This is a genomic window from Micromonospora sp. NBC_01739, assembly GCF_035920385.1.
GTDB lineage: Bacteria > Actinomycetota > Actinomycetes > Mycobacteriales > Micromonosporaceae > Micromonospora.
In genome coordinates this window covers 1,693,601-1,714,066 of record NZ_CP109151.1, presented here as the reverse complement: position 1 = coordinate 1,714,066, position 20,466 = coordinate 1,693,601, and the positions used below count along the sequence as shown (strand labels likewise).

Genomic DNA, 20,466 nt, shown 5'->3' with positions numbered 1-20,466 from the left:
GGTCCGGCGGGGGTGTGCGCTACTCCGGTCGTACGGCGGAGGGGGTGGGCGGCCGGGTGGAGCGGGCCTCGGCCCGGCCCAGGGCGGCCAGCAGGTGACCATGCCCGGCCGGCGCCACCCGGGCCAGCAGATCCGGCAGTCGGGCCGACCAGCCGATCAGGACCCGACCCCGACGGCGGGCCACCCCCCGCAGGATGGCCTCGGCGGCGATGGCCGGGTCGATGCTCAGCAGCCGCTCGAAGCGTCGGCGGCCGTCCTCGAACCGGGCCCGGTCCACCCCGCTGCCCACCCGGGCGTCGCGGGCGATGCGGGTCCGCACCCCACCCGGATGTACGCAGGTGACGCCGATGCCGTCGGCGGCGAGTTCGTGGCGCAGCGCCTCGGTGAAGCCGCGCACCGCGAACTTGCTGGCCGAGTAGGCCACCTGGCCCGCCGGGGCGATCAGCCCGAACAGGCTGCTGACGGCGACCAGATGCGCCCCGGGCTCGGCTTTCAGGGTCGGCAGCAGGGCGTGGGTCAGCTGGGCCACCGCCCGGAAGTTCACCTCCACCACCCAGCTGAACTCGTCGAAGGTCACCTCGTCGAAGCGGCCACCGAGGGCCACCCCGGCGTTGTTGACCAGCAGTCGCAGCCGGGGGTGCTCAGCGCGGATCTGCTCGGCCACGGCGGCGGTGGCCTGCGCGTCGGCCAGGTCGACCTGATGGGTGTGCACCGTCCGCCCGGCCGCCCGCAGTTCGGCGGCGAGGGACTCCAGGCCCTCGGGGTCGCGGTCCAGCAGGACCAGGTCGCTGCCCCGGCGGGCCAGGCCCCGGGCCAGGGCGACGCCGATGCCGCCGGCCGCCCCGGTGACCACGGCGGTGCCGCCGGTGAAGTCGAACCTACGCATCGACAGACCTCCGTGGTGCCGAGTCGACCCGGCTGAATCGGACCCCGGGATCGGTGAGCCGCCCGAAGCGCAGCAGCAGCAGATCCCGCAGGTAGTTCTGGTGCGCTCGCCAGGGTGCCCGGTGTCCCTGGCGGGGCAGGCGCTCGATCCCCCGGCGTACGTACCCGGAGCCGAGCCCGATCAGCGGTGCCCGACGGTCGTCCGGCGGGGCCGAGGGAGTGACGACCTGGGTGCCGGTGCGGTCCAGGTGACGCAGCAGCCGACACACGTACTCGGCCACCAGGTCGGCCTTGAGGGTCCAGGAGGCGTTGGTGTAGCCGAGGGTCAGGGCGAAGTTCGGTACCCCGGAGAGCATCATGCCCTTGTACGCGACCGTCTGCGCCAGGTCGACCTCGACGCCGTCCACCCGCAGGGTCATTCCACCCAGGGCCAGCAGGTCCAGCCCGGTGGCGGTGACGACCACCTCGGCGGGCAGTTCGGTGCCGGAGGTCAACCGGATGCCCGTAGCGGTGAAACCCTCGATGGTGTCGGTGACCATCCTGGCCCGTCCCTCGGCCAGGGCGGCGAACAACTCCCCGTCGGGATCCACACACAACCGCTGGTCCCAGGGGTCGTAGCGGGGGCGGAAATGCCGGTCGACGTCGTAGCCGGCCGGCAGTCGGCGGGCCACCCCCCGGCGCAGCAGGCGACGCATCAACCCGGGGGCCCACCGGCTGAACTGGTAGGTCAGGGTGACCCCCAGGAGGTTCTTCCACCGGATCAGGGGGTGGGCCAGCCGCGCCGGCAACCGGCGACGCAGGGCGTCGGCGAATCCGTCGCGGGCGGACAAGGCCAGCACGTAGGTGGGTGAGCGTTGCAGCATGGTCACCTCGGCGGCCTGCCGGGCCAGCGCCGGGACCAGGGTGACCGCGGTGGCGCCGCTGCCGATCACCACCACCCGACGGTCGCGCAGGTCCAGGTCGACCGGCCAGTGCTGCGGGTGCACGATCCGTCCGGTGAACCGGTCCTGCCCGGCGAAGTGCGGGGTGTGCCCGGCGTCGTACCGGTAGTAGCCGGTGCAGGCGTACAGGAAGGCGCAGGTGAGGGTGATCGGGTCGGCCGTGTCGGGGCGGCGGACCAGCACCGTCCAGCGGGCCTGCCGGCTGTCCCAGTCGGCCCGCACCACCCGGTGCCCCAACCGGATGTGCCGGGTGACGTCGTACTCGTCGGCGGTACGGCGCAGGTAGTCGAGGATGGTCGCGCCCTCGGCGATCGCCTTCGGGGCCCGCCAGGGGGCGAAGGAGTAGCCGAGGGTGAACATGTCGGAGTCGGAGCGTACGCCCGGATAGCGGAACAGGTCCCAGGTGCCGCCGACCTCGTCGCGGGCCTCCAGCACGGCGAAGGTCTTGTCCGGGCGGTGCCGACGCAGCTGGCAGGCCGCCCCGATGCCGGACAGCCCGGCGCCCACGATGAGCACGTCGAGGTGGTCCGGGGCCATCAGGTCTTCCTCCAGGTACGCGAGATGCTGCCTGGGGACCCTATCCGGTGGGGCGGACCAGGGCGGCCTGGCGGGCGGCGGTGACCAGGGCCGCTCAGATGTTGGCGGAGTCCGGCGGCACCGCCTCGGGCAGGGTCGGCGCGCCGGCCAGGGGCTCGGTGGCCCGGCCGGGAAGACCCAGGGTGTACGCGGTCATCGACAGCGACCCGTAGGCGTACCCGTCGACCAGCACCTCGGTGCCCTGCCCGGCCGCCCCGGCCAGACCGGCCAGGTAGAGCAGCGGGATGAAGTGGTCCGGGGTCGGCACGGCCAGCCCGAAGTCGCGGTGGGCGTCGAGGCGCCCGGCCTCGGTCGGGTCCTCGAGCATCGTCGCCTTGGCCGCCTCGTCGAAGCGTCGGGCCCAGTCGAAGCCCTGGTCGAGCAGGCGGCGGTCGACCCCGCCGAGGTTGTGCACCACGTTGCCGCTGGCCACCACCAGCACCCCGCGTTCGCGCAGCGGGGCCAGCTTCGCGCCCAGCTCCAGGTGGTAGTCGAGGCCCTTGAAGGCGTTGATGCTCAGTTGTACGACCGGGATGTCCGCCTGAGGGAAGGCGTGCACCAGCACCGACCAGGTGCCATGGTCGATGCCCCAGGAGTCCAGGTCGGCTCCCACCCAGGTCGGGTGCACCACCTCGCTGACCTCTTCGGCCAGCTCGGGCAGGCCCGGGGCGGGATAGCGGATGTCGAACAGTTCCTGCGGGAAGCCGTAGAAGTCGTGGATCGTTCTCGGGCGGGGCATCGCGGTGACCGCGGTGGCGCCGATGTACCAGTGGGCGGAGACCACCAGGATCGCCCGGGGTCGGGGCACCGACTGCCCGAAGGCCCGCCAGGCGGCGGTGTACCGGTTGACCTCCAGGGCGTTCATCGGGCTGCCGTGGCCGAAGAACACGGCCGGCATGGTGGACACTGTCTCGTCGCTCATCGCATGTCTCCTGCTGTGGCCCTCGCCGAGGGTATCCGGCCCGCCCGGCGGTGGGCGGGCCTGCGCCGATCCCGTACGCGACCGGGGTTTCCTCAGGCGGTCTCGCCCGGGGCCAGGTAGCGGTAGCCGGGGACGGTCTCGGCGAACCAGCCGTTGACGCTGGCCAGGCCCCGGGAGTTGAGCTGGGCGTCGTGGATCGGGAACACCTCGGCGGCGCCGACCGCGGTGGCGAAGTCGATCGCCTCGGTGAGCTTGAGCCAGGAGGCCTGCGCCGGGACCAGCAGGGTCCGCACCGGTCGGCCGGGCGGGTGCAGCGAGTCGCCCGGGTGGTAGAGCGCCTCGTCGACCAGATAGCCCAGGTTGGCGCAGTCGGGTTGCCCGCCGTGGATGGTGGCGTGCCGGCCACCGACCGCGGTCACCTCGAACCCGGCGGCGGTGAACCCCTGCCCCGGCCGCACCCGGGTCACCGGCAGGTGGACCGGTTCCGGCAGCACGGCACCCTCCGGTACGAAGACCGGCACTCCCAGACCGGCCAACCGCAGCACGTCGATGTGATCGATGTGTTCGTGGCTGACCAGTACGGCGTCCGCGCCGGCCAGGGCGCGGGGCTCACTCCAGGTACCGGGGTCGATGACGAGCACCCGGCCGTGGTGTTCGAGCCGGACGCAGGAGTGGGTGTACTTGGTTATCCGCACCTCGTGCAGGCTACGGCGAAGTGGGGCGGCGGGTGGTCCCGCTGCGCGGGGTGGAACGGGCCGCCGGACGACGCCGCGCCGGTGCCCGGTCGGCCGCCTCCTCGGCCACCGCGCACAGGTCGGTCAACGGGTCGACCGCCTGGGCCGCGCACGCCGCCCGGCGCAGCAGGGCCCGCAGGGTGGCGCCCTCCTCCTCGGTCAACGCCGCCATCAGGCGATTCTCGACCTGACACAGCGCCTCCCGCCGCTGCCGGGCCGCCGCCCGACCGGCCTCGGTGGGGACCACCAGCCGACTACGCCGATCGGCCGGGTCGGGGCGGCGCGCCACCAGCCCGTCGCGCTCCAGGTCGTCGATCAGGTACGTCAGCACGGTGCGGTCGATGCCCAACTCCTCGGCGATCGCGCCCTGGTTACGGGCCGGCTCCCGGTCGGCGGCGACGAGCACCTGGTAGCCGCGTGGCCCACCGGGCAGGTCACCGAGGGTGTGCTCGGCACCGCGCAGGTGGGCCCGGAAGAGGACCCCGAGCATCCACCCGAGGTCGTCGGTGATCAGGTCGGGGTGGGGGTCGTCGCCGGTCATGCCCACAGTTTAGTCCAGATCACAGATTTTATTGCACACACATGTTCTATCCGGCATAGCATTGGCGGTCCGCTCTCAGGAAGGACGACCGCGATGAGCGACTACGGACACGACCTGATCTTCGGATCGTTCCTGACCCCCGGCAACGCCGACCCGACACAACCGGTCCGGCTCGCCGTGCTCGCCGAGGAGGTCGGGCTCGACCTGGTGACCTTCCAGGACCATCCCTACCAGCCCGCCTTCCTGGACACCTGGACCCTGATGAGCTTCGTGGCGGCCCGGACCAGCCGGATACACCTGTCCGCGAACGTGACCAACCTGCCGCTGCGGCCACCGGCGGTGCTGGCCCGTGCCGCCGCGAGCCTCGACCTGCTCAGCGAGGGTCGGATCGCGCTCGGCCTGGGCGCGGGAGGGTTCTGGGACGCCATCGAGGCGATGGGTGGGCGGCGGCTGGCCCCCGGTCAGGCGGTACGGGCCCTGGAGGAGGCGATCGAGGTCATCCGCCAGATCTGGGACACCGAGACCCGGGGCGGCGTACGGGTGGACGGCGAGTTCTACCGGCTGATCGGCGCCAAGCGCGGCCCGGCCCCGGCCCACGACGTCCCCATCTGGCTCGGGGCGTACAAGCCTCGGATGCTCGCGCTGACCGGACGCCGCGCCGACGGGTGGCTACCCTCGCTGCCCTACCTGCAACCCGGCGACCTGGCCAAGGGCAACGCCATCATCGACGAGGCCGCCACCGCCGCCGGCCGCTCCCCCGCCGAGGTACGCCGCCTGCTCAACATCGACGGACGGTTCACCTCGACCGGCCAGGGCCCACTGCACGGCCCGGCGGAGCAGTGGGCCGAGGAACTGGCCGACCTGACCCTGACCGAGGGAATCAGCACCTTCATCCTGAGCAGCGACGACCCCGAGGACCTGCGCCGGTTCGCCGCCGAGGTGGCACCGGCCACCCGAGAACTGGTCGCCACCGAACGAGCCAGGTGATCACCCCGGTCCCCCATCTACCGTCCGGGTCGGGTACGCCCGGCGGCGTGCCCGACCGGGGCCGGCGTACGTCGACAGGCGACAGGTGTTCGGGTCGACGGACGGCAGGCGCCACCCCCGATTCTCCCTAGCGTTGGCCGCGCAGCAGCTCGATGTGCCCGGCAGGGCACCGGAACGCGGGGAGGATGCGGTGCGCGGCAAACTCATCTGGTCGGCCCTCGTCGGCCTGACCTGGGCGGCCATGATGTCGTTCGGCGGAGTGGCGGCCGAGACGGTGATGCTCTACCCGAACGTCTTCCACGACCCACCGGCCTCCCTGGACCGGGCCCGCGAGTTCCTCGCCGTCAGTGGCCCCAGCGACTACTTTCCCCCGCTGGGCGCCTCCGTGGTGCTGCTGAGCGTCGCCGCCACGGTGCTCACCTGGCGTCAGCGAGGTCTACGGTGGTGGATAGTCGCCGCGACCGTGGTCTTCGTCGCCTGCGAGTTCCTGTTCTCGGTGGTCTTCTTCTGGCCCCGCAACGAGATCATGTTCGTCGACCCGGCCGGCACCCACTCACCGGAGTACCTGCGCCAGGTCGCCGACGAGTTCGTCGCCGGGCACCGGGTACGGCTCGCCGGTGGGGCGGTGACCGCCGCACTGTCCTTCGCCGCCCTGCTGCGCTGGGCCCGTACCGGTCAACGCCCCTTGGTCGACACCGATGCCCGCAGCTGACCCGGCGGGTGACCGGGCTGGTCCGGCGAGGACAATTGGTGGCGGCGTTCAGCGAGCGAGGGCGGGCAAGGGTGGCGGGGATGACGGTGGCGAGTGGGTTGCGGGCCGACTGTGCCCGCTGCTTCGGGCTCTGCTGCGTCGCCCCGGCCTTCGCCGCGTCGGCCGACTTCGCGGTCGACAAACCCGCCGGGCAGCCGTGCCGCAACCTGGACGCCGACTTCGGCTGCGGCATCCACCCCCAGCTACGCGAGCGCGGCTTCGCCGGGTGCACCGTCTTCGACTGCTTCGGCGCCGGTCAGCGGGTGGCCCAGCAGACCTACGGCGGACGGGACTGGCGTTCCGCACCGGAGCAGGCCGCCCAGATGTTCGACGTCTTCGCGGTGATGCGGTCCCTGCACGAACTGCTGTGGTACCTGACCGAGGCACTGCGGTTGGGGCCACCGGCCGAACTGGCCGCACAGTTGTCCGCCGCACAGGCCGAGACCGACGCCCTGGCCGCCGGCAGCCCGCAGGACCTGCTGGCCCTCGACCTCGACGAGCACCGCGCGAAGCTCAACGTGCTGTTGTCGCGTACCGCCGAACTGGCCCGCGTCCGCGGCGGTGCCGACCATCGGGGTGCCGTGCTGGTCGGCCGGGACCTGCGCCGGGTGGACCTGCGGGGGGCCAACCTGCGCGGCGCGACCCTGATCGGGGCGGACCTGCGCGGGGCGGACCTGGCCCGAGCCGACCTGACCGGCGCCGATCTGCGCGGGGCGGACCTGCGGGGCGCGGACCTGTCCGAGGCTCTGTTCCTGCACCAGGCCCAGGTCGACGCGGCCCGCGGTGACCGGCAGACCCGGCTACCGGCCGGGCTGGACCGGCCCGCCCACTGGTCGGCCCTGCCGTTGACCCCCCGCCGCGCCCGGCGACGCTGACCCTGCCTTCTTGCGCTGGCTGCGGCCAGTGTCGGCCGGCAGCGCGACAAGCCTGCTAGGGGCGGCGGGTCACACCCGGGCGGCCCGCGCCTCGGTCATCCCCTGGTTGGCCAGGGCGTCCGCCCGCTCGTTCTCCGGATGCCCGTTGTGGCCCTTGACCCACAGCCAGGTGACCCGGTGCCGGGAGCAGGCCGCCTCCAACTGCTGCCACAGGTCGGCGTTCTTCACCGGCTGCTTGCCCGCCGTCAGCCAGCCGTTGCGCTTCCAGGAGGCCAGCCAACTGGTGATGCCGTTACGCACGTACGTGCTGTCGGTGTGCAACTCGACCGTGACCGGCCGGGTCAGGCTCTCCAGGGCCTTGATGGCGGCGGTCAGCTCCATCCGGTTGTTCGTGGTCGGGGCGGCCTCCCCGCCGCAGATCTCCCGCTCGTGGGTGCCGTAGCGCAGCACCGCGCCCCAGCCACCCGGGCCGGGATTGCCGCTGCACGCGCCGTCGGTCCAGATCTGCACGACCCGGCCGGTCCCCTCGTCCGCCATGACGCCCAACCTACCGAAGCCGCCCGCGCCGACGAACGACCGGCCGCGCGGGTCAGCGAACCGGCGAACCCCGCTCGCCCTCACCGGCGGCCTCCTCCGCCGACCGGCCCGGTGGAGGGTCGGATCCGACGACCGGCGGCGGCACCGTCCAGGCCGGTCGAGGCGACCGTACGATCCGCTGGCCCAGCCGGTCGCCGGCATCGCCCACGGTGGCGGTCAGCATCGGCAGCAGCCGGGTCGACCGCATCACCGCCAGATCCTCGGCCACTGTGGTGTCCCCGTCGAGGAACCGCAGCACCCGCGAGGCCGGATTGCGGTCGAACAGTCGACCGAAGAACTCCGGCCCGTCGACCAGGTCACGGTCCAGGGCCCGCAGCGCCACCGCGTCCATCCAACGATGCCGAAGGGGGTACGCCGGGGCCGGAACCGGTGGCCGCCCGGCGGCCAGTGCCCGGGCCACCTGGTCGGCCTGCCGGTACATGGCCGCGAAGGTGAACCCGGTGGACGGGCGGGTGGCGCCCCCGGCGGTGCCCAGGCGCACCACCCGGGGCGAGGGCCGGGCGACGAAGGGTCCGTCGGTCATCGGGATGACCCCGTTCTCCACCTCCGCGACCGTGAACCGGGCCGGGTCCAGACCGAGCAGGTCGCAGTAGCCGGCCAGGGCCCGGTCGTAGGCCGCCCCGGTGAGCAGGTGCGGAGAGAACTCGGTGTACTCGACCAGGGCGTACCGGTCGCTGACCGGCAGCACGTACCCGAAGGACACCCCCCGGGTCGGCTGCGGGGTACGGAAGTCCATCAGCACGGCCCGGGCCGGGTCGAAGGTCGGCCGGTCGGTCTCCAGCCACCAGCCCCGGAAATGCTGCAACCAGTTCGTCCGCCCGGGTCGCTCCGGAGGCCGGGGCCGGGAGTCCAGCACCCAACCGGCACGCAACACCGGCCGATCCGCGTCGCCGCCCACCAGCACCCCGTCGCCGTGGTCGGACAAGGTGTCGGCACTGGCGAGCACCCGGGTAGCCCTCAGGCGTCGTTCGGCCTCGGCAGCCCGGTCGTAGATCGGGGCGGACCGCAGCATCGCGTACCGCAGCGGGGCCACGTCCAGGGTGCGGTGCGTCTGGGCGGTGACCACCTCGACCCGCGACCAACTGGCGCTGAGCAACTCGTCCAGGTCGTTGCCCGGCCGGTCCCAGAAAGCCCAGGTCCGGTCCTGGCCGCGCCGATGGACCGGATCGACGACCGCGACCCGCAGATCCTGCACCCCATGCCGGGTCAGGGCGGCCAACACGAGCGACGCGGCGCCACCTCCACCGACCAGGGCGAGATCAACCTCATCCAACCGGCCCACCTCCCCCACCCACGCTTCCACACCCCCACCCAGGTGCAAGGAAGGGCCCCCGGTTAACGCCTGCGGTAGGGAAAGGGTCCCTTGTTAACACTTTCACCGCTGCAGCTATCCGCTGGCCCGAGGTGTTGCAGAACCGGCCCGCGCGGCGGCTTCGTGGATATCGGCGGGCTCTGTGAATGTCGGCGGGATCGATGGCGTCGGCGGGGGTGTAGACGGCCGTTGGCCGGCACCCGGGGTTCGGGTGCCGGCCAACGGTTTCCTGCTCCCCCTGTGGAGGAATGTCTGTCGGGTCAGCTGTTCCAGTGCTGGGCTACCAGGTCAGCGGCCTGCTGCTCCCACTGGGCGTAGTGGTCCGGGTACGCCGACACCTGCACGGTCTGCGCGGCCTTGGTCAACGGCATGTCCTGCCAACCATCAACCTGCTTGAGGCCCTTCAGGAACGCGGTCGTGGAGTACTCGGGATCGGTGATCTGCTCCACCGTGCCCCAACCACTGGACGGCCGCTGCTGGAACAAGCCCTGGGAGTCGTGGTCGTTGCGGTCACCCAGGTGACCCAGGTTCTCCAACTTCGACTCCTGCAACGCCGTCGCGATCGACACCACCGCGGCGCGTTCGTCCATGCCGTTCTTCTTCGTGGCCGCGATGATCGCCTTCGTGTTCGCGACCTGCTCAGCGTCCAGATCGATGCGGGACTGCCTGCCCTGCACACCATGCGGAATCAACTTGCCCGTATCGGGCTTGTCAGCCTGCACCGCGGCCACCGGACTCGACTTCACCGGAGTGGCGTCCGCCTGAGCAGCCACCGGGCCAGCGAAGACACCACCGGCGAGGGCCACACCAGCAATACCGAGCACACTGTTACGGAAGATCGAGTTCATGACCAAGCTCCATTCGGGGGTAGACACACACCACGAAAGGGGGATCGGGTGCGTGCAAACGCCATCAGGCGCTGAAAACAGGGGGGAAGAATCACCGGCTGACACACGGGGCCGGGGCACTTCACGCACGAGACCCGGGCCCTTCGCGGACCGGAGGGCTTCGCACGGGGCATGGCCCTTCGTGGCGCCGGGACCATGTACAACGACCGGCTGCCCGCCATCATTCCCGCCGGGCCAGACACTCACGGAGCCATCTGCCCAGCTCAGGCGGCCTGCATCGGCCGGTCAGGGATGTACAACCACCCGCCAGCCGCCACCATTCCCGCAGGCCCGGGGGTCGGGGCCCGGTCGGTTCGAATCGGGGTCCGGTCGGTTAGACCTGTGAGGCCGAGGCCGGTTGGCCCGTCCTACTCCATTCGTCGGTGGGCACAACGCCCCCGGCCCGTCGTGGATTCCGCGGCAGGCGGGCCGATCCGACCGCAGAACCGGACATCGGGGCGGTCAGCGGGCAGACGATACGAGCCCGCAGGCCCGGCGACCCATGCCAGGCGGCCTGGATCCTCCTCCGGGCGCGGATCGACGGTGGCTGGGCGGACGCCCCGTGCAGCGACGGGACGGCAACTGGCCCACGCCGTTACGCCGAAACGGCGGGGTCCGCGTCGCTGGGAAACCGCCATCTCGGCGTAACGGAGTCGATCAAGGCCTCAACTCGACAGGGCGAGCCAGGCACCCGCACCTAGGCGATCAACGGGCAGACCGATACGACGCCCCCAGGCCCGGACGACCCACGCCAGCGCGGCAGGACGCCCTCGCGGCCCGCGCGACGCGACGGGCGGGACGCCCTCGTGGCACGCGCGACGCGACGGGCGGGACGCCCTCGTGGCACGCGCGACGCGACGGGCGGGCAGCCGCGTCCACACGACCGGACGGCAGCCAGCCCACGCCACGGGACGGCAGCTAGCCCACGCGATGGGACGGCAGCGGGCCCACGCGATGGGACGGCAGCGGGCCCACGCCGTTACGCCGAAACGGCGGGGTCCGGGCCGGTGGGAAACCGCCATCGCGGCGAAACGGAGTCGATCAAGGTGTCAACCGGGCGGAGGGCGGGACGGGGACGCGCGGCGGCTCTGCCGACAGAGGCGAGAGGCGGCGATGTTCTGGCCGAGTCAGAGGGCCGGGGCCAATAGTGTTGGTGAAAGCGGAGGTGGCCCCCCGAACAGCGTCTCGTGCAGGCAGCGGACGGAAGTGAGGGAAGAGGCGGATGAAGGCGACCACAGTCCTCGTACCGGCAGCGGTTGGTCTAGCGCTCGGGGCCCTGATCCTGCCGGGTGCCGCGCTGGCCGACACCACCGTGTCGCCGGCGACCACCCCGGTCGGTGGCACCGCCGTGCTCACCGCGACGACCTGCGGCCCGAATTCCGGTGACGCGCTCTTTCATGTCACCGGCCCCGACCGTGACCAGAATGTCCGGTCCACCACCGCCAGGGCAGGCGGCGGGTTGAGCGCGGACCTGTTCACGGCCGGTTTCACAGTGGGTACGTATACCGTGGCGGCCACCTGCGGCGACGGTACGCCGGGCGGCAGGGCAACCTTCACGGTGACCCCGATCGGCGGCGCGCAGGCCGGGGGTCGGGCCGACGACGGCGGGGTGGGCATCCTGGCGGCCGGTGCCACCTTGTTGCTCACCTCGCTCGGCGGGGCGGTCATCCTGGCCCGACGCCGTCGTCACGCGGCCGAGGCCGCGACCCTCTAGGCGCCGGGATCCCCGACGGAGACCAGGCCGGTGGGGTGCAGGGGTGCACCCCGGCGGATCCGGGTTCGGCGGGCCCGGCGAGGATGGGGCCATGGCCCGACGTGACAGCAGATCAGCGCCCCGACCCGATCCGGTGGGAGTGTGCCCGTGTGGGCAGGGTCTGCCGTACGGGGACTGCTGCGGACGACTGCATCGGGGTGCGGCGCAGGCACCGACCGCGGAGGCCCTGATGCGTTCCCGGTACGCCGCCTTCGCCGTCGGTGACCCGGACTACCTGCGGCACAGTTGGCACAGCAGCACCCGGCCGGCGCGGCTGATCCTGGATCCCGGCCAACGGTGGACCGGCCTTGAGATCGTCGGCACCGAGCAGGGCGGCTTGTTCGACAGCACCGGCACGGTCGAGTTCCGCGCCCACTATCGCGACAATGCTGGCGCCGCCACGATGACCGAGCGCAGCCGTTTCGTCCGCGAGGACGGACGCTGGGTCTACCTGGACGTCGACCGGCCCTGACCCCGACCGCCCTCAGGCCGGCAGCCGCGGGAAGGTGCCGGGCACCGGGCGCCGTCGACCTCCGCCGAGCAGGCGCCACCGACCGCCGCCGAGGATCAGCACCGCGATCAGCAGGTACGGCACGGCGGCCAAGGCGAAGGCCGTGCCGTTGCCGCCCACGGTGGCCAGCACACCGAACCCGATGTACGTGGCGATGGTGATCACTTCGGTGGCCATTCCGGCCAGCGAGGTGACCGTGGCCCGGCGGGTGCCGGTGATCCGGGCCTGCAACCGGGCCTCGGCCAGCACCGAGGCGAGCTGGAATCCGCAGAACGCCCCGGCCAGCAGCAGAAAGCCGGCCGGATGCCGCAGCAACGCCCCGCCGGCCAGGGCCGACGCCGAGGCGGCCAGCAGGACGGCGTACCCCCGGGTGCTCAGCCGTTCGCCGACCGGGGCCAGCAGCCCACCGGCCACCTGGCCGACCGTCAGCAGCAGAAGCAGCAACGGCACAGTGGTCAGGGCGACCCCGGTGTCCCGGGCCAACAGCGGGGTGTACTCCTCAAGCGCACCCCAGATCGCGGTCACCGCCGCTACCAGCAGCACCCCTAGCCGTACCCCTGGATCCTGTCGGGCCTCGACCAGGCCGCTGCGCAGGCCCTGCCACCAGCCGGGCTCGTCGGCGGACCCGGCCTGTGCCTGTTGCCCGGTCGACGCGGCGGCGGCAAGGTGCCGGTGCTCGGGGAAGCCGACGGCGACGGCGGCGGCCGCCAGGCAGGCCACCACACTGGCCAGGCCGACGGCGGGATAGCCACCCTGCCCGAGTACCGGCCCGGCCAGCAGGATCGAAGCCAGTACGCCGAGGGTGCCGGCCGTGCGGGCCCGGCCGATGACCCGGGCGTAGCGGTCCGCCAGTCCCAGATGGTCGAGTTCGTCGTAGACCAGGGCTTCCAGGGCACCGGAGGCCAGGGCGGCACCGGCTCCCCAGAGGACGAACCCGAACGCGAAGGCCGGATAGGAGGGCAGGGTCGCCCACAGGGCGAACCCGGCGGCGGTGCAGAGCGGCCCCAGGCAGAGCATCAACCGCCGGGAGGTGGCGTCGGCCCACGCGCCGGAGGGCACCTCCAGGAGGATGCCGGCCACCGACCAGATGACGAACAGCGAGGAGATCTGCCCGACGGAGAGCCCGGTGTCGGCGAACAGCAGGGCGTACACCGGGTACAGCAGGACCAGGTCGGTGAGGAACGCGTACGCGTAGAGGGTGGACGCCAGGCGGCGGCCCCCGGCGGTGCTGGGGATCATGAGGCCTTCCGGGTGGGACGGGACGACGGATGGGCGGGTACGGCATCCGTCGGCGGCCCACGGCCTCGATCAGGGCATCAATGTCGCCGGTTCATGGCGGCGATGGTAGTCGGCGGCGCGGCTCGCCGCTGCCCCCTGTGGACACGGGGGCGGGGCCCCACCCGGGGCCCCGCCCTGCGCGTGGGTCTCAGCGGCGGGTCTCGTCGTCCGGCCGGGGCAGGATGATGGTCGACTCGCTGTCGTCGGCGGTGCGCTGGGTCGGCACCTCCGGCGCGGGCGTGGTGACCTGGGTGGCCTCCGGGTCGTCCTGCCGGGGCAGCGGGGTCGTCGGGTCACTGTCGCCGCCCGGGAGGCTGACCACCTGGGTGGCCTCCGGGTCGTCGTAGGCACCGACCTCACCGGCCCGGTCACCACGCGAAGCAGCCGCATCGGTCGGGGACGACGCGGGCGGCGCGCTGAAGGCCGGCTCGGTCGGTACACCGGCGGCCGGGGTGACCGGGTCGGGGTGGACCGGAGCGGCCGGGTCCGGGTGGGCGGAGGTGACCGGGTCGGGGTGGACCGGGTCGGGGTAGACCGGGGCCGCCGACTCGGTGGGGACCGGGGTGGCCGGGGCGGTCGGGCGCTGCTCGGCTTCGCGGCGGGTGGCGGAGTAGGCGCGGGCGTGCTCGGCGATGGTGCGCGACTCCTGCTCGGCGCGGGACAGCCAGGACTCCCAGCGGCTCTGCATCGGCCGGACCAGGCCCCCGCCGACCCCGACGACCAGGATCCCGCCGACGGTGGCCAGCACGGCGATCAGCACCGGGGTGGTCACGGCGGTGGCGACACCGATCTGGTTGAGGGCGGCGATGATGCCCAGACCGAGGATGAAGGCGGAGGCGATGGTGGCCAGCAGTCGGCCGTAGGACAGGCCGCCGAGGGCCCCGGAGATGATGTCCCGCACCGCGCTGGCGATCGCGGCGGCGACGACCACGATGACGATCGCGACGAAGGCGCGCGGCAGCCAGGCGATGACCCCGGCGATCAGGTCGGAGATCGGGTTCGACCCCCAGATGCCGAAGGCCAGGTAGAGAGTGAGCAGCAGCACCCCGTAGTAGGCCAGTCGGGCGACGATGTCGCTGGCGTCGTACCGGGAGTTGGCCAAGGCCCGGCGGATGCCGCCGCGTTCGACGGCCCGGTCGAAGCCGACCCGTTCCAGCAGCCGGTCCACCAGTTTCAGGACCGCCTTGGCGATCAGCCAGCCGGCCACCAGGATCGCCGCGAAGGCGACGGCGCGGGGCAGGAAGAGCAGTATCGAGCGGAGGGTGTCCCCCACCGCGTCACCGAAGTTGTCTCGCATCGAAAGGTCCTCCACGGGGGCGGGTGATACGTCCGGCCCGACCTACCCGGGTGGCTGAGGCAGGAAACGTGGCCGGCCTGAGCTCGGCGGACGTTTGATCCGGCCCGGCGGCGGAAAGTGTGCCGAGATGAGATGGGCCCGCCACGCCGTACCGGCAGCCGTCGCCGCGCTCGCCGCCGTCGCCACCCGTGACCTGCTGCAACGCGAACACGCGTTGCGGCGCAACTTTCCCCTGCTGGGCCGAGCCCGCTACCTGCTCGAATCGATCGGGCCGGAGTTGCGGCAGTACATAGTGGCCGGCAACAACGAGGAGCGGCCCTTCACCCGGGACCAGCGACGCTGGGTGTACGCCTCGGCCAAACAGCAGAACAACTACTTCGGGTTCGGCACCGACAACGACATCGAGTTCACCCCCGGCTATCCGATCATCAAGCACCGGACCTTCGGCCGGGCCGTACCGCCCTCCGCCCCGGCCCTCGGGCACGAGGTACGGCTGCCGTGCGCGAAGGTGCTCGGGGCGGCCCGGGGACGGGCCCGCGCCTTCCGACCGGAGTCCGTGGTGAACCTGTCCGGGATGAGTTTCGGCTCGCTGTCCGGGCCGGCGGTGGAGGCACTGAACCGGGGCGCGGCGCTGGCCGGGTGTCTGCACAACACCGGTGAGGGCGGGCTGTCGCCGTACCACCGGCACGGCGGGGAACTGATCTTCCAGCTCGGTACGGCGTACTTCGGCTGCCGGGACGAGCGGGGCCGCTTCGACCTGGCCCGGCTGAAGGACCTGGTGGCCGGGGCCCCGGTACGGGCGCTGGAGATCAAACTCAGCCAGGGTGCCAAGCCCAGCCTGGGCGGGCTGCTGCCGGGGGCCAAGGTGTCCGCGGAGATCGCCGCCACCCGGGGTATCCCGGTCGGCCGGGACTGCGTGAGCCCGTCCCGGCATGCCGAGTTCTCCGACTGCGACAGCCTGCTCGACTGGGTGGAGTTGCTGGCCGCCGAGACCGACCTGCCGGTCGGCATCAAGTCCGCCGTCGGTGACCTGGACTTCTGGACCGAACTGACTGATCTGATGCGGCACACCGACCGTGGGGTCGACTTCGTCACCATCGACGGCGGCGAGGGCGGCACCGGTGCCGCCCCACTGATCTTCACCGACTCCGTGTCGTTGCCGTTCCAGCAGGGCTTCACCCGGGTCTACGCCACCTTCGCCGAACGTGACCTGCACGAGCAGGTGGTCTTCGTCGGCTCCGGCAAGCTGGGCCTGCCGGACAACGCCACCGTCGCCTTCGCCCTCGGCTGCGACATGGTGGCCGTCGGCCGGGAGGCGATGCTGGCGATCGGCTGCATCCAGGCCCAGAAGTGCCACACCGACACCTGCCCGACCGGGGTGGCCACCCAGAACGCCTGGCTGACCCGGGGCCTGCACCCGGCCTCCAAGGCGGTGCGCGCCGCGCACTACGTCAAGACCCTGCGGCGGGACCTGATGAAGGTGGCCGAGGCCTGTGGTGTCGAACATCCCGCTCTGATCGACACCGACGCCGTGGAGATCCTCGGCGGCCGGACCACCTCCACCCCACTGCGGGAGGTGTACGGGTACCGCCCGGGCTGGGGCCTGCCGTCGACCGCCGACCGGGCGGCCATCGCGGAGCTGATGGCGTACGAGGCGCCCCAGGGCGGCAGCGCCACCCCCTCACCGACCGCCCAGCACTGACCGCTACCAGCGGCGCTTGAGGACCGCCCCCCGGACCGACCTGGGCGGCCCGGACAGGGCGGAGTCGACCTTCGGCTGCTCGGCGGTGGCGCTGAAGGGGCGCCGGACGCCGATCGCCGCACAGGCCGCGGAGAACACCCCGGTGACCGCACAGAGGAGCCAGACCCCTACCCCGATCCGGTTCCAGGCCAGCAGGCCCACCGCGGGGCCGAGGGCGAATCCCAGGCCGTACATGGTCTGGGCCACCCCGATGTAGCGGCCCTTGACCGGGGCGGGTGCGGTCGCCGCGTGGGCGAACATGGTCGGCCCGCTGATCATCATGCCGGCGACCAGGGCGAAGGTGCAGATGCCTACCAGGGTCAGCGACCCGCCGGGCAGGCCGTACCCGGCGATCCCCCCGGCGAACAGCAGGGTGCCCAGGCCGCCGGCGATCCCCGGTGGCCAGCGCCGCACCACCGTGGTGACCTTCAGCTCGCAGGTGATCAGGATGACCGAGGCCAGGGTGAGCACGGCGCTGTAGATGACGGCGGGATGACCGGCCGCCGCCAGGCTCAGCGGCAGTACGGCGGTGAACTGGGCGTAGATCATCGAGCTGAGCAGCATCGCCGCCAGGTAGACCAGGAACCGGGTGTCACGCAGCATGGTCAGGTACCCGGCCGCCGGGGTGCTCCCGGCCTCGGCCGAGTCCGGCCGCTCTGCGGGGCGGCTCCGACCGGGCAGCAGGGTGATCGCCAGTACGGCGTACGCCAGGGCGGTGAGGGAGTTGATCCAGAACAGCAGGTGCCAGTTGACCGCGATCGCCGCTGCGGCCAGCAGCGGACTTACCGCCGTTCCGGCGTTCATCGCGATCCGCATCATCGAGAAGGCCATCACCCGGTGCTGCTCGGGCATCAGGTCGCTGAGCATCGCGGCGGCGGCCGGCCGGTAGGCGAGGGTGGCCATCCCGGCCAGCGCGGTGACCGTCAACAGCGCCGGATAGCGGCCCGGCGTACTCACCCAGGGCATGAGCCCGATCAGCAGGGCGGAGCCGACCATGGTCACGGCGATGGTGGCGCGGCTGCCGAGACGATGGGTCAGCTCACCCCCGAGCACCGTGCCGGCCACCGCCCCGATGCCGAAGACACTCAGGCTCAGACCGGCCTGATTGACGGACAGGCCACGATGCACCAGGTAGAGCACGAGGAACATCTGGACGAAGGCGCCTAGCTGGTTGACGAAGACGCCCGCCAGCAGATACCGGACCGAGCGGGGGGTGGCCCGGAAGGACTCGATCACCCCGGGTGCCGTACCGGTCATGCCGGCCTCCTGTAGCCGTACACAGTGGATGGATGTGGGAGGGCGGTCGGGCTCAGCAGGTCGCCTCCTCGATGGCGGAGGTGCCGGCGCTGGCGCGCGGCGCGAATCGCTCCCACTCCTCGTGCAGCCGGATGCGCCCGTCGGCGAGGATCTCCGGCCGGCTGACGCTCCGGCCGGAGATCACCTCCCCGCCCTGAAGGACCATGCTGTACGAGAAGGCCAGGGTGCCGTCCTCGGCGCACCGGCCGACCAGGGAGCCACGGCGTACCTCGCCACCGGCGACCTCCGCCCAGACCAGGTCGCCCTGCTGGTGGTAGACCGCCGTCGGCGCGCCGCCGTCGGTGACCTCCTCGGGTCTGCGGAAGCGCCGACCGTCGTAGCTGATGCGGGGGTTGGTGGCCATGCCGTTCCTCCTTCGGGTGACCTGCTGTGGGGCTCTGCGGCAGCCGCTGTCAGGAACCGATGCTCTGGTCGAACCGGAACAGGTCGTCCGGGTCGTGGCGGCGCTTCACCTCGACCAGCCGCGGATAGTTGACTCCGTAGTAGGCCGTCTGCCAGTCCCGCAGATCGGGGTCGGTGAAGTTCTGGTACGCGGCATGGGGCAGGTGTTCGCCGGTGGCCGCGTACGTCTCCGCCAGCCACCGCTGGTTGGCGGCGACCCGGTCGGGGGGGTCCTGTCCGGTCCAGGAGGTGTCCATGCAGACCAGGAAGAGGGCGTCGCGGTGGACGAACGCGGTGTCCGTGGCGGGGATCCGGTTCATCGCCCCGCCCCAGGAGAACAGCCCCACCCCGGCACCGTCCGGGTTGCCGCTGCCGGGCCAGTCCCGTAGCCGGGACACCAGGATCTCCAGCACCTCCGCGGACAGCGGCTCGCCGGTCACCCGGGTACGGGCGGCGAACCGGTCGGCCGAGGTGTCGTGCCGGAGGAACTCGTCGCCCGCCCAGTAGTCCATCTCGGCGATGTGGCATCGGTCCGGGGTCGCCACCTCCAGGGCCGGCGACAGGAGCTGCCGCAGCTCGTCGGCCGGGCCCAGGAACAGACCCACCGCGGAGACTCGGAGGTTCTGCCCGGCCTGACCGGGCTCCGAGCCGCTGGTGTCCAGGCCCAGCCGGGTGGAGAACTCCTCCGGGGCCTGCGCGACGATCCGTTGCAGCACGGTGAGCAGCTCGATCGGGTCGGAGGCCGACCAGACCAGCGCGAACACGGAGACGTCCCGGACCTCCCGCGCTTGGAAGGTGAAGGAGGTGTTGATTCCGAAGTTGCCGCCGCCACCGCCACGACAGGCCCAGAACAGGTCGGGGTTCTCGGTCGCGTCGCACCTCAGGACCCGGCCCTGGGCGGTGACCACGGTCGTCTCGACCAGGGAGTCACAGGTCAGGCCGAAGGCCCGGGAGACCGCAGCCACTCCCCCGCCCAGGGTCAGCCCGCCGATGCCGACCGTAGGGCTGTTGCCGGCCGGAAAGGCCACCTGATGCTGTTGCAGCACCGGATACAGATCCGCCATGGTCGTGCCGCCGCCTACCGTCACCAGACCGGTCGTGGCCTGCACGGTGACCGTGTTCAGCGCCGACAGGTCGATCACCAGGCCCTCGTTGACCGAATAGCCCGCGTAGCTGTGGCCGGAGGATCGGGCCACCACCGGCAGGCTCATCTCCCCGGCCCACCGCAGGCAGTGTTGGATGTCCGCCACGGTCCGCACGGAGGCCACCGCGGCCGGGCGGACATCGGCGTAGCGCTTGTTGAACAGGCTCCGCTTGGTCTCGTACGGCGCCTGGTCCGGCAGCCAGAGCCGACCGGTCAGTTCGTCGGCCAGTCGGCGCCAACTGCGCTCGGCGATCGCGACGGTCACTGGTTTCGCTCCTCTCCGGTGGCCAGCGACGCGGCCCGGTCGACCAGACCGGCGAAGTCGCGGGCGTGACTGACGTGCGCCGCGTGACCGGCCCCGGCGATGGTGACGAACTCGCCCCGGGGGACCAGCACGGCGATCCGGTGGGCCACCTCCCGGTGGTGGGGCAGGGAGCGGGTGCCGGCGGCGACCACCACCGGTACGGACAGCTCCGCCGGCTCGAAGGCCACCTCGTCCTGGCTGGGGTCACCCATCTCCACCAGCAGGGTCGGTCCCTGCCGCTGGAGGTCGGCCCGCGACTGCGGGCTCAACCGGGCCCAGCCCGCCTCACCGAGGATGTGCCGCAGCACGGACTGCACTGCCTCGCCGGGATCGGTGCTGCCGCTGCCGCCGGCCTCGACCTCGGGCTGCCACCAGGGCAGCCAACGGATCGGTGGTTCGAAGGCCACGACGGCCGCCGGCAGATCCGGCCGCTGGGCCGCCGCGCAGAGGGCGACGAGACCACCGTAGGAGTGGCCGGCGACGACCGCACCCGGCATCTCGGTGAGGATCTCGCAGAGGTCCTCGACATGGTGCCGCAGGGTGGTGTGCTCGTCGCCGAGGTCGCGGGAGCCGGCCCAGCCCCGCCGATCCCAGCCGACCACCCGCCAGTGGGGCAGGTGACGGGCCACCGTACGGAAGTTCGCCGCCCGATCCAGGGTGCCGTGCACCAGCACCACCGTCCCGGTGGTGTCGGTGTTCGGCGGCTCGTGCAGGGTCACCAAAGATGGTCGT

The 20,466-nt window shown here is 72.3% G+C and carries 20 protein-coding genes; 6 read left to right on the top strand and 14 right to left on the bottom strand.

Going from position 1 to position 20,466, the window contains the following annotated elements:
* Positions 1–19: 19 nt before the first annotated feature.
* From OIE53_RS07540 to OIE53_RS07520, 5 genes are all read right to left on the bottom strand, one after another.
* Complete coding sequence (locus tag OIE53_RS07540; RefSeq protein WP_327025859.1) at positions 20–886, bottom strand: SDR family NAD(P)-dependent oxidoreductase; 867 nt, start codon at positions 884–886, stop codon at positions 20–22.
* Positions 879–2,363 (bottom strand): flavin-containing monooxygenase, encoded by a 1,485-nt coding sequence (locus tag OIE53_RS07535; RefSeq protein ID WP_393341526.1) that lies wholly within the window; start codon positions 2,361–2,363, stop codon positions 879–881. The genes OIE53_RS07540 and OIE53_RS07535 overlap by 8 nt, the downstream gene beginning before the upstream one ends.
* Positions 2,364–2,457: 94 nt before the next feature.
* On the bottom strand, positions 2,458–3,324 hold the full coding sequence (ygiD, locus tag OIE53_RS07530) for a 4,5-DOPA dioxygenase extradiol (RefSeq protein ID WP_327025858.1): 867 nt from the start codon (positions 3,322–3,324) through the stop codon (positions 2,458–2,460).
* A 92-nt stretch (positions 3,325–3,416) separates the two neighbouring features.
* Entirely contained in the window at positions 3,417–4,019 is a 603-nt protein-coding gene (locus tag OIE53_RS07525; protein WP_327025857.1) for an MBL fold metallo-hydrolase, read from the bottom strand.
* A 10-nt stretch (positions 4,020–4,029) separates the two neighbouring features.
* On the bottom strand, positions 4,030–4,599 hold the full coding sequence (locus tag OIE53_RS07520; RefSeq protein WP_327025856.1) for a MarR family winged helix-turn-helix transcriptional regulator: 570 nt from the start codon (positions 4,597–4,599) through the stop codon (positions 4,030–4,032).
* A 93-nt stretch (positions 4,600–4,692) separates the two neighbouring features.
* Between OIE53_RS07520 and OIE53_RS07515 the strand changes: the two genes are divergently transcribed.
* The 3 genes from OIE53_RS07515 (at position 4,693) to OIE53_RS07505 (ending at position 7,212) form a co-directional block, all read left to right on the top strand.
* A complete protein-coding gene (locus tag OIE53_RS07515) occupies positions 4,693–5,586 on the top strand; it encodes an LLM class flavin-dependent oxidoreductase (RefSeq protein WP_327025855.1) in 894 nt (297 codons plus the stop codon).
* Positions 5,587–5,719: 133 nt separating this feature from the next.
* Positions 5,720–6,298 carry a DUF1772 domain-containing protein gene (locus OIE53_RS07510; protein WP_327025854.1) on the top strand — a complete coding sequence of 193 codons (579 nt, stop codon included), beginning with the start codon at positions 5,720–5,722 and terminating at the stop codon, positions 6,296–6,298.
* A gap of 80 nt (positions 6,299–6,378) precedes the next feature.
* Entirely contained in the window at positions 6,379–7,212 is an 834-nt protein-coding gene (locus OIE53_RS07505) for a pentapeptide repeat-containing protein (protein ID WP_327025853.1), read from the top strand.
* Positions 7,213–7,281: 69 nt separating this feature from the next.
* On the opposite strand, the gene rnhA is transcribed toward OIE53_RS07505, so the two are convergent.
* The 3 genes from rnhA to OIE53_RS07490 all read right to left on the bottom strand — a co-directional run bounded on the left by rnhA (position 7,282) and on the right by OIE53_RS07490 (position 9,969).
* A complete protein-coding gene (gene rnhA / locus OIE53_RS07500; RefSeq protein WP_327025852.1) occupies positions 7,282–7,749 on the bottom strand; it encodes a ribonuclease HI in 468 nt (155 codons plus the stop codon).
* 52 nt (positions 7,750–7,801) lie between these two features.
* Complete coding sequence (locus OIE53_RS07495; protein ID WP_327027109.1) at positions 7,802–9,091, bottom strand: lycopene cyclase family protein; 1,290 nt, start codon at positions 9,089–9,091, stop codon at positions 7,802–7,804.
* Between the two features lie 290 nt (positions 9,092–9,381).
* Complete coding sequence (locus tag OIE53_RS07490) at positions 9,382–9,969, bottom strand: hypothetical protein (RefSeq protein ID WP_327025850.1); 588 nt, start codon at positions 9,967–9,969, stop codon at positions 9,382–9,384.
* A 1,261-nt stretch (positions 9,970–11,230) separates the two neighbouring features.
* On the opposite strand from OIE53_RS07490, the gene OIE53_RS07485 reads away from it, so the two are divergent.
* Together OIE53_RS07485 and OIE53_RS07480 are read left to right on the top strand one after the other, a co-directional pair.
* Positions 11,231–11,722 carry a hypothetical protein gene (locus OIE53_RS07485; RefSeq protein WP_327025849.1) on the top strand — a complete coding sequence of 164 codons (492 nt, stop codon included), beginning with the start codon at positions 11,231–11,233 and terminating at the stop codon, positions 11,720–11,722.
* A 91-nt stretch (positions 11,723–11,813) separates the two neighbouring features.
* A complete protein-coding gene (locus OIE53_RS07480) occupies positions 11,814–12,233 on the top strand; it encodes a YchJ family protein (protein ID WP_327025848.1) in 420 nt (139 codons plus the stop codon).
* Positions 12,234–12,245: 12 nt separating this feature from the next.
* On the opposite strand, the gene OIE53_RS07475 is transcribed toward OIE53_RS07480, so the two are convergent.
* Both OIE53_RS07475 and OIE53_RS28430 read right to left on the bottom strand, forming a co-directional pair.
* The gene (locus OIE53_RS07475) at positions 12,246–13,511 is read right to left on the bottom strand and encodes an MFS transporter (RefSeq protein ID WP_327025846.1); all 1,266 of its coding nucleotides are present in this window, start codon (positions 13,509–13,511) and stop codon (positions 12,246–12,248) included.
* Between the two features lie 187 nt (positions 13,512–13,698).
* Positions 13,699–14,847: a mechanosensitive ion channel family protein gene (locus tag OIE53_RS28430; RefSeq protein WP_393341518.1), complete on the bottom strand. Its 1,149-nt coding sequence runs from the start codon at positions 14,845–14,847 to the stop codon at positions 13,699–13,701.
* Positions 14,848–14,974: 127 nt separating this feature from the next.
* On the opposite strand from OIE53_RS28430, the gene OIE53_RS07465 reads away from it, so the two are divergent.
* On the top strand, positions 14,975–16,549 hold the full coding sequence (locus tag OIE53_RS07465; RefSeq protein ID WP_327025845.1) for an FMN-binding glutamate synthase family protein: 1,575 nt from the start codon (positions 14,975–14,977) through the stop codon (positions 16,547–16,549).
* A 3-nt stretch (positions 16,550–16,552) separates the two neighbouring features.
* Here the strand turns inward: OIE53_RS07465 and OIE53_RS07460 are convergent, their stop codons facing one another.
* Genes OIE53_RS07460 through OIE53_RS07445 form a run of 4 tightly spaced genes read right to left on the bottom strand, consistent with a single transcriptional unit; the run spans position 16,553 to position 20,453 of the window.
* Positions 16,553–17,845 (bottom strand): MFS transporter, encoded by a 1,293-nt coding sequence (locus OIE53_RS07460; protein WP_327025844.1) that lies wholly within the window; start codon positions 17,843–17,845, stop codon positions 16,553–16,555.
* Positions 17,846–17,897: 52 nt separating this feature from the next.
* Positions 17,898–18,248: a hypothetical protein gene (locus OIE53_RS07455; RefSeq protein WP_327025843.1), complete on the bottom strand. Its 351-nt coding sequence runs from the start codon at positions 18,246–18,248 to the stop codon at positions 17,898–17,900.
* A gap of 49 nt (positions 18,249–18,297) precedes the next feature.
* Positions 18,298–19,695, bottom strand: a complete 1,398-nt coding sequence (locus OIE53_RS07450) for an FAD-binding oxidoreductase (RefSeq protein WP_327025842.1) — start codon at positions 19,693–19,695, stop codon at positions 18,298–18,300.
* The gene (locus tag OIE53_RS07445) at positions 19,692–20,453 is read right to left on the bottom strand and encodes an alpha/beta fold hydrolase (RefSeq protein WP_327025841.1); all 762 of its coding nucleotides are present in this window, start codon (positions 20,451–20,453) and stop codon (positions 19,692–19,694) included. Before OIE53_RS07445 ends, OIE53_RS07450 begins: the two co-directional genes overlap by 4 nt.
* Positions 20,454–20,466 lie beyond the last annotated feature (13 nt).

Bases quoted from the DNA above. Each gene is read 5' to 3' on its own strand.
- OIE53_RS07485 (WP_327025849.1), top strand. From the start codon at position 11,231: ATGAAGGCGACCACAGTCCTCGTACCGGCAGCGGTTGGTCTAGCGCTC.
- OIE53_RS07515 (WP_327025855.1), top strand. From the start codon at position 4,693: ATGAGCGACTACGGACACGACCTGATCTTCGGATCGTTCCTGACCCCC.
- ygiD (WP_327025858.1), bottom strand. From the start codon at position 3,324: ATGAGCGACGAGACAGTGTCCACCATGCCGGCCGTGTTCTTCGGCCAC.
- OIE53_RS07480 (WP_327025848.1), top strand. From the start codon at position 11,814: ATGGCCCGACGTGACAGCAGATCAGCGCCCCGACCCGATCCGGTGGGA.
- OIE53_RS07465 (WP_327025845.1), top strand. From the start codon at position 14,975: ATGAGATGGGCCCGCCACGCCGTACCGGCAGCCGTCGCCGCGCTCGCC.
- rnhA (WP_327025852.1), bottom strand. From the start codon at position 7,749: ATGGCGGACGAGGGGACCGGCCGGGTCGTGCAGATCTGGACCGACGGC.
- OIE53_RS07535 (WP_393341526.1), bottom strand. From the start codon at position 2,363: ATGGCCCCGGACCACCTCGACGTGCTCATCGTGGGCGCCGGGCTGTCC.
- OIE53_RS07460 (WP_327025844.1), bottom strand. From the start codon at position 17,845: ATGACCGGTACGGCACCCGGGGTGATCGAGTCCTTCCGGGCCACCCCC.
- OIE53_RS28430 (WP_393341518.1), bottom strand. From the start codon at position 14,847: ATGCGAGACAACTTCGGTGACGCGGTGGGGGACACCCTCCGCTCGATA.
- OIE53_RS07520 (WP_327025856.1), bottom strand. From the start codon at position 4,599: ATGACCGGCGACGACCCCCACCCCGACCTGATCACCGACGACCTCGGG.
- OIE53_RS07455 (WP_327025843.1), bottom strand. From the start codon at position 18,248: ATGGCCACCAACCCCCGCATCAGCTACGACGGTCGGCGCTTCCGCAGA.
- OIE53_RS07490 (WP_327025850.1), bottom strand. From the start codon at position 9,969: ATGAACTCGATCTTCCGTAACAGTGTGCTCGGTATTGCTGGTGTGGCC.
- OIE53_RS07540 (WP_327025859.1), bottom strand. From the start codon at position 886: ATGCGTAGGTTCGACTTCACCGGCGGCACCGCCGTGGTCACCGGGGCG.
- OIE53_RS07475 (WP_327025846.1), bottom strand. From the start codon at position 13,511: ATGATCCCCAGCACCGCCGGGGGCCGCCGCCTGGCGTCCACCCTCTAC.
- OIE53_RS07505 (WP_327025853.1), top strand. From the start codon at position 6,379: ATGACGGTGGCGAGTGGGTTGCGGGCCGACTGTGCCCGCTGCTTCGGG.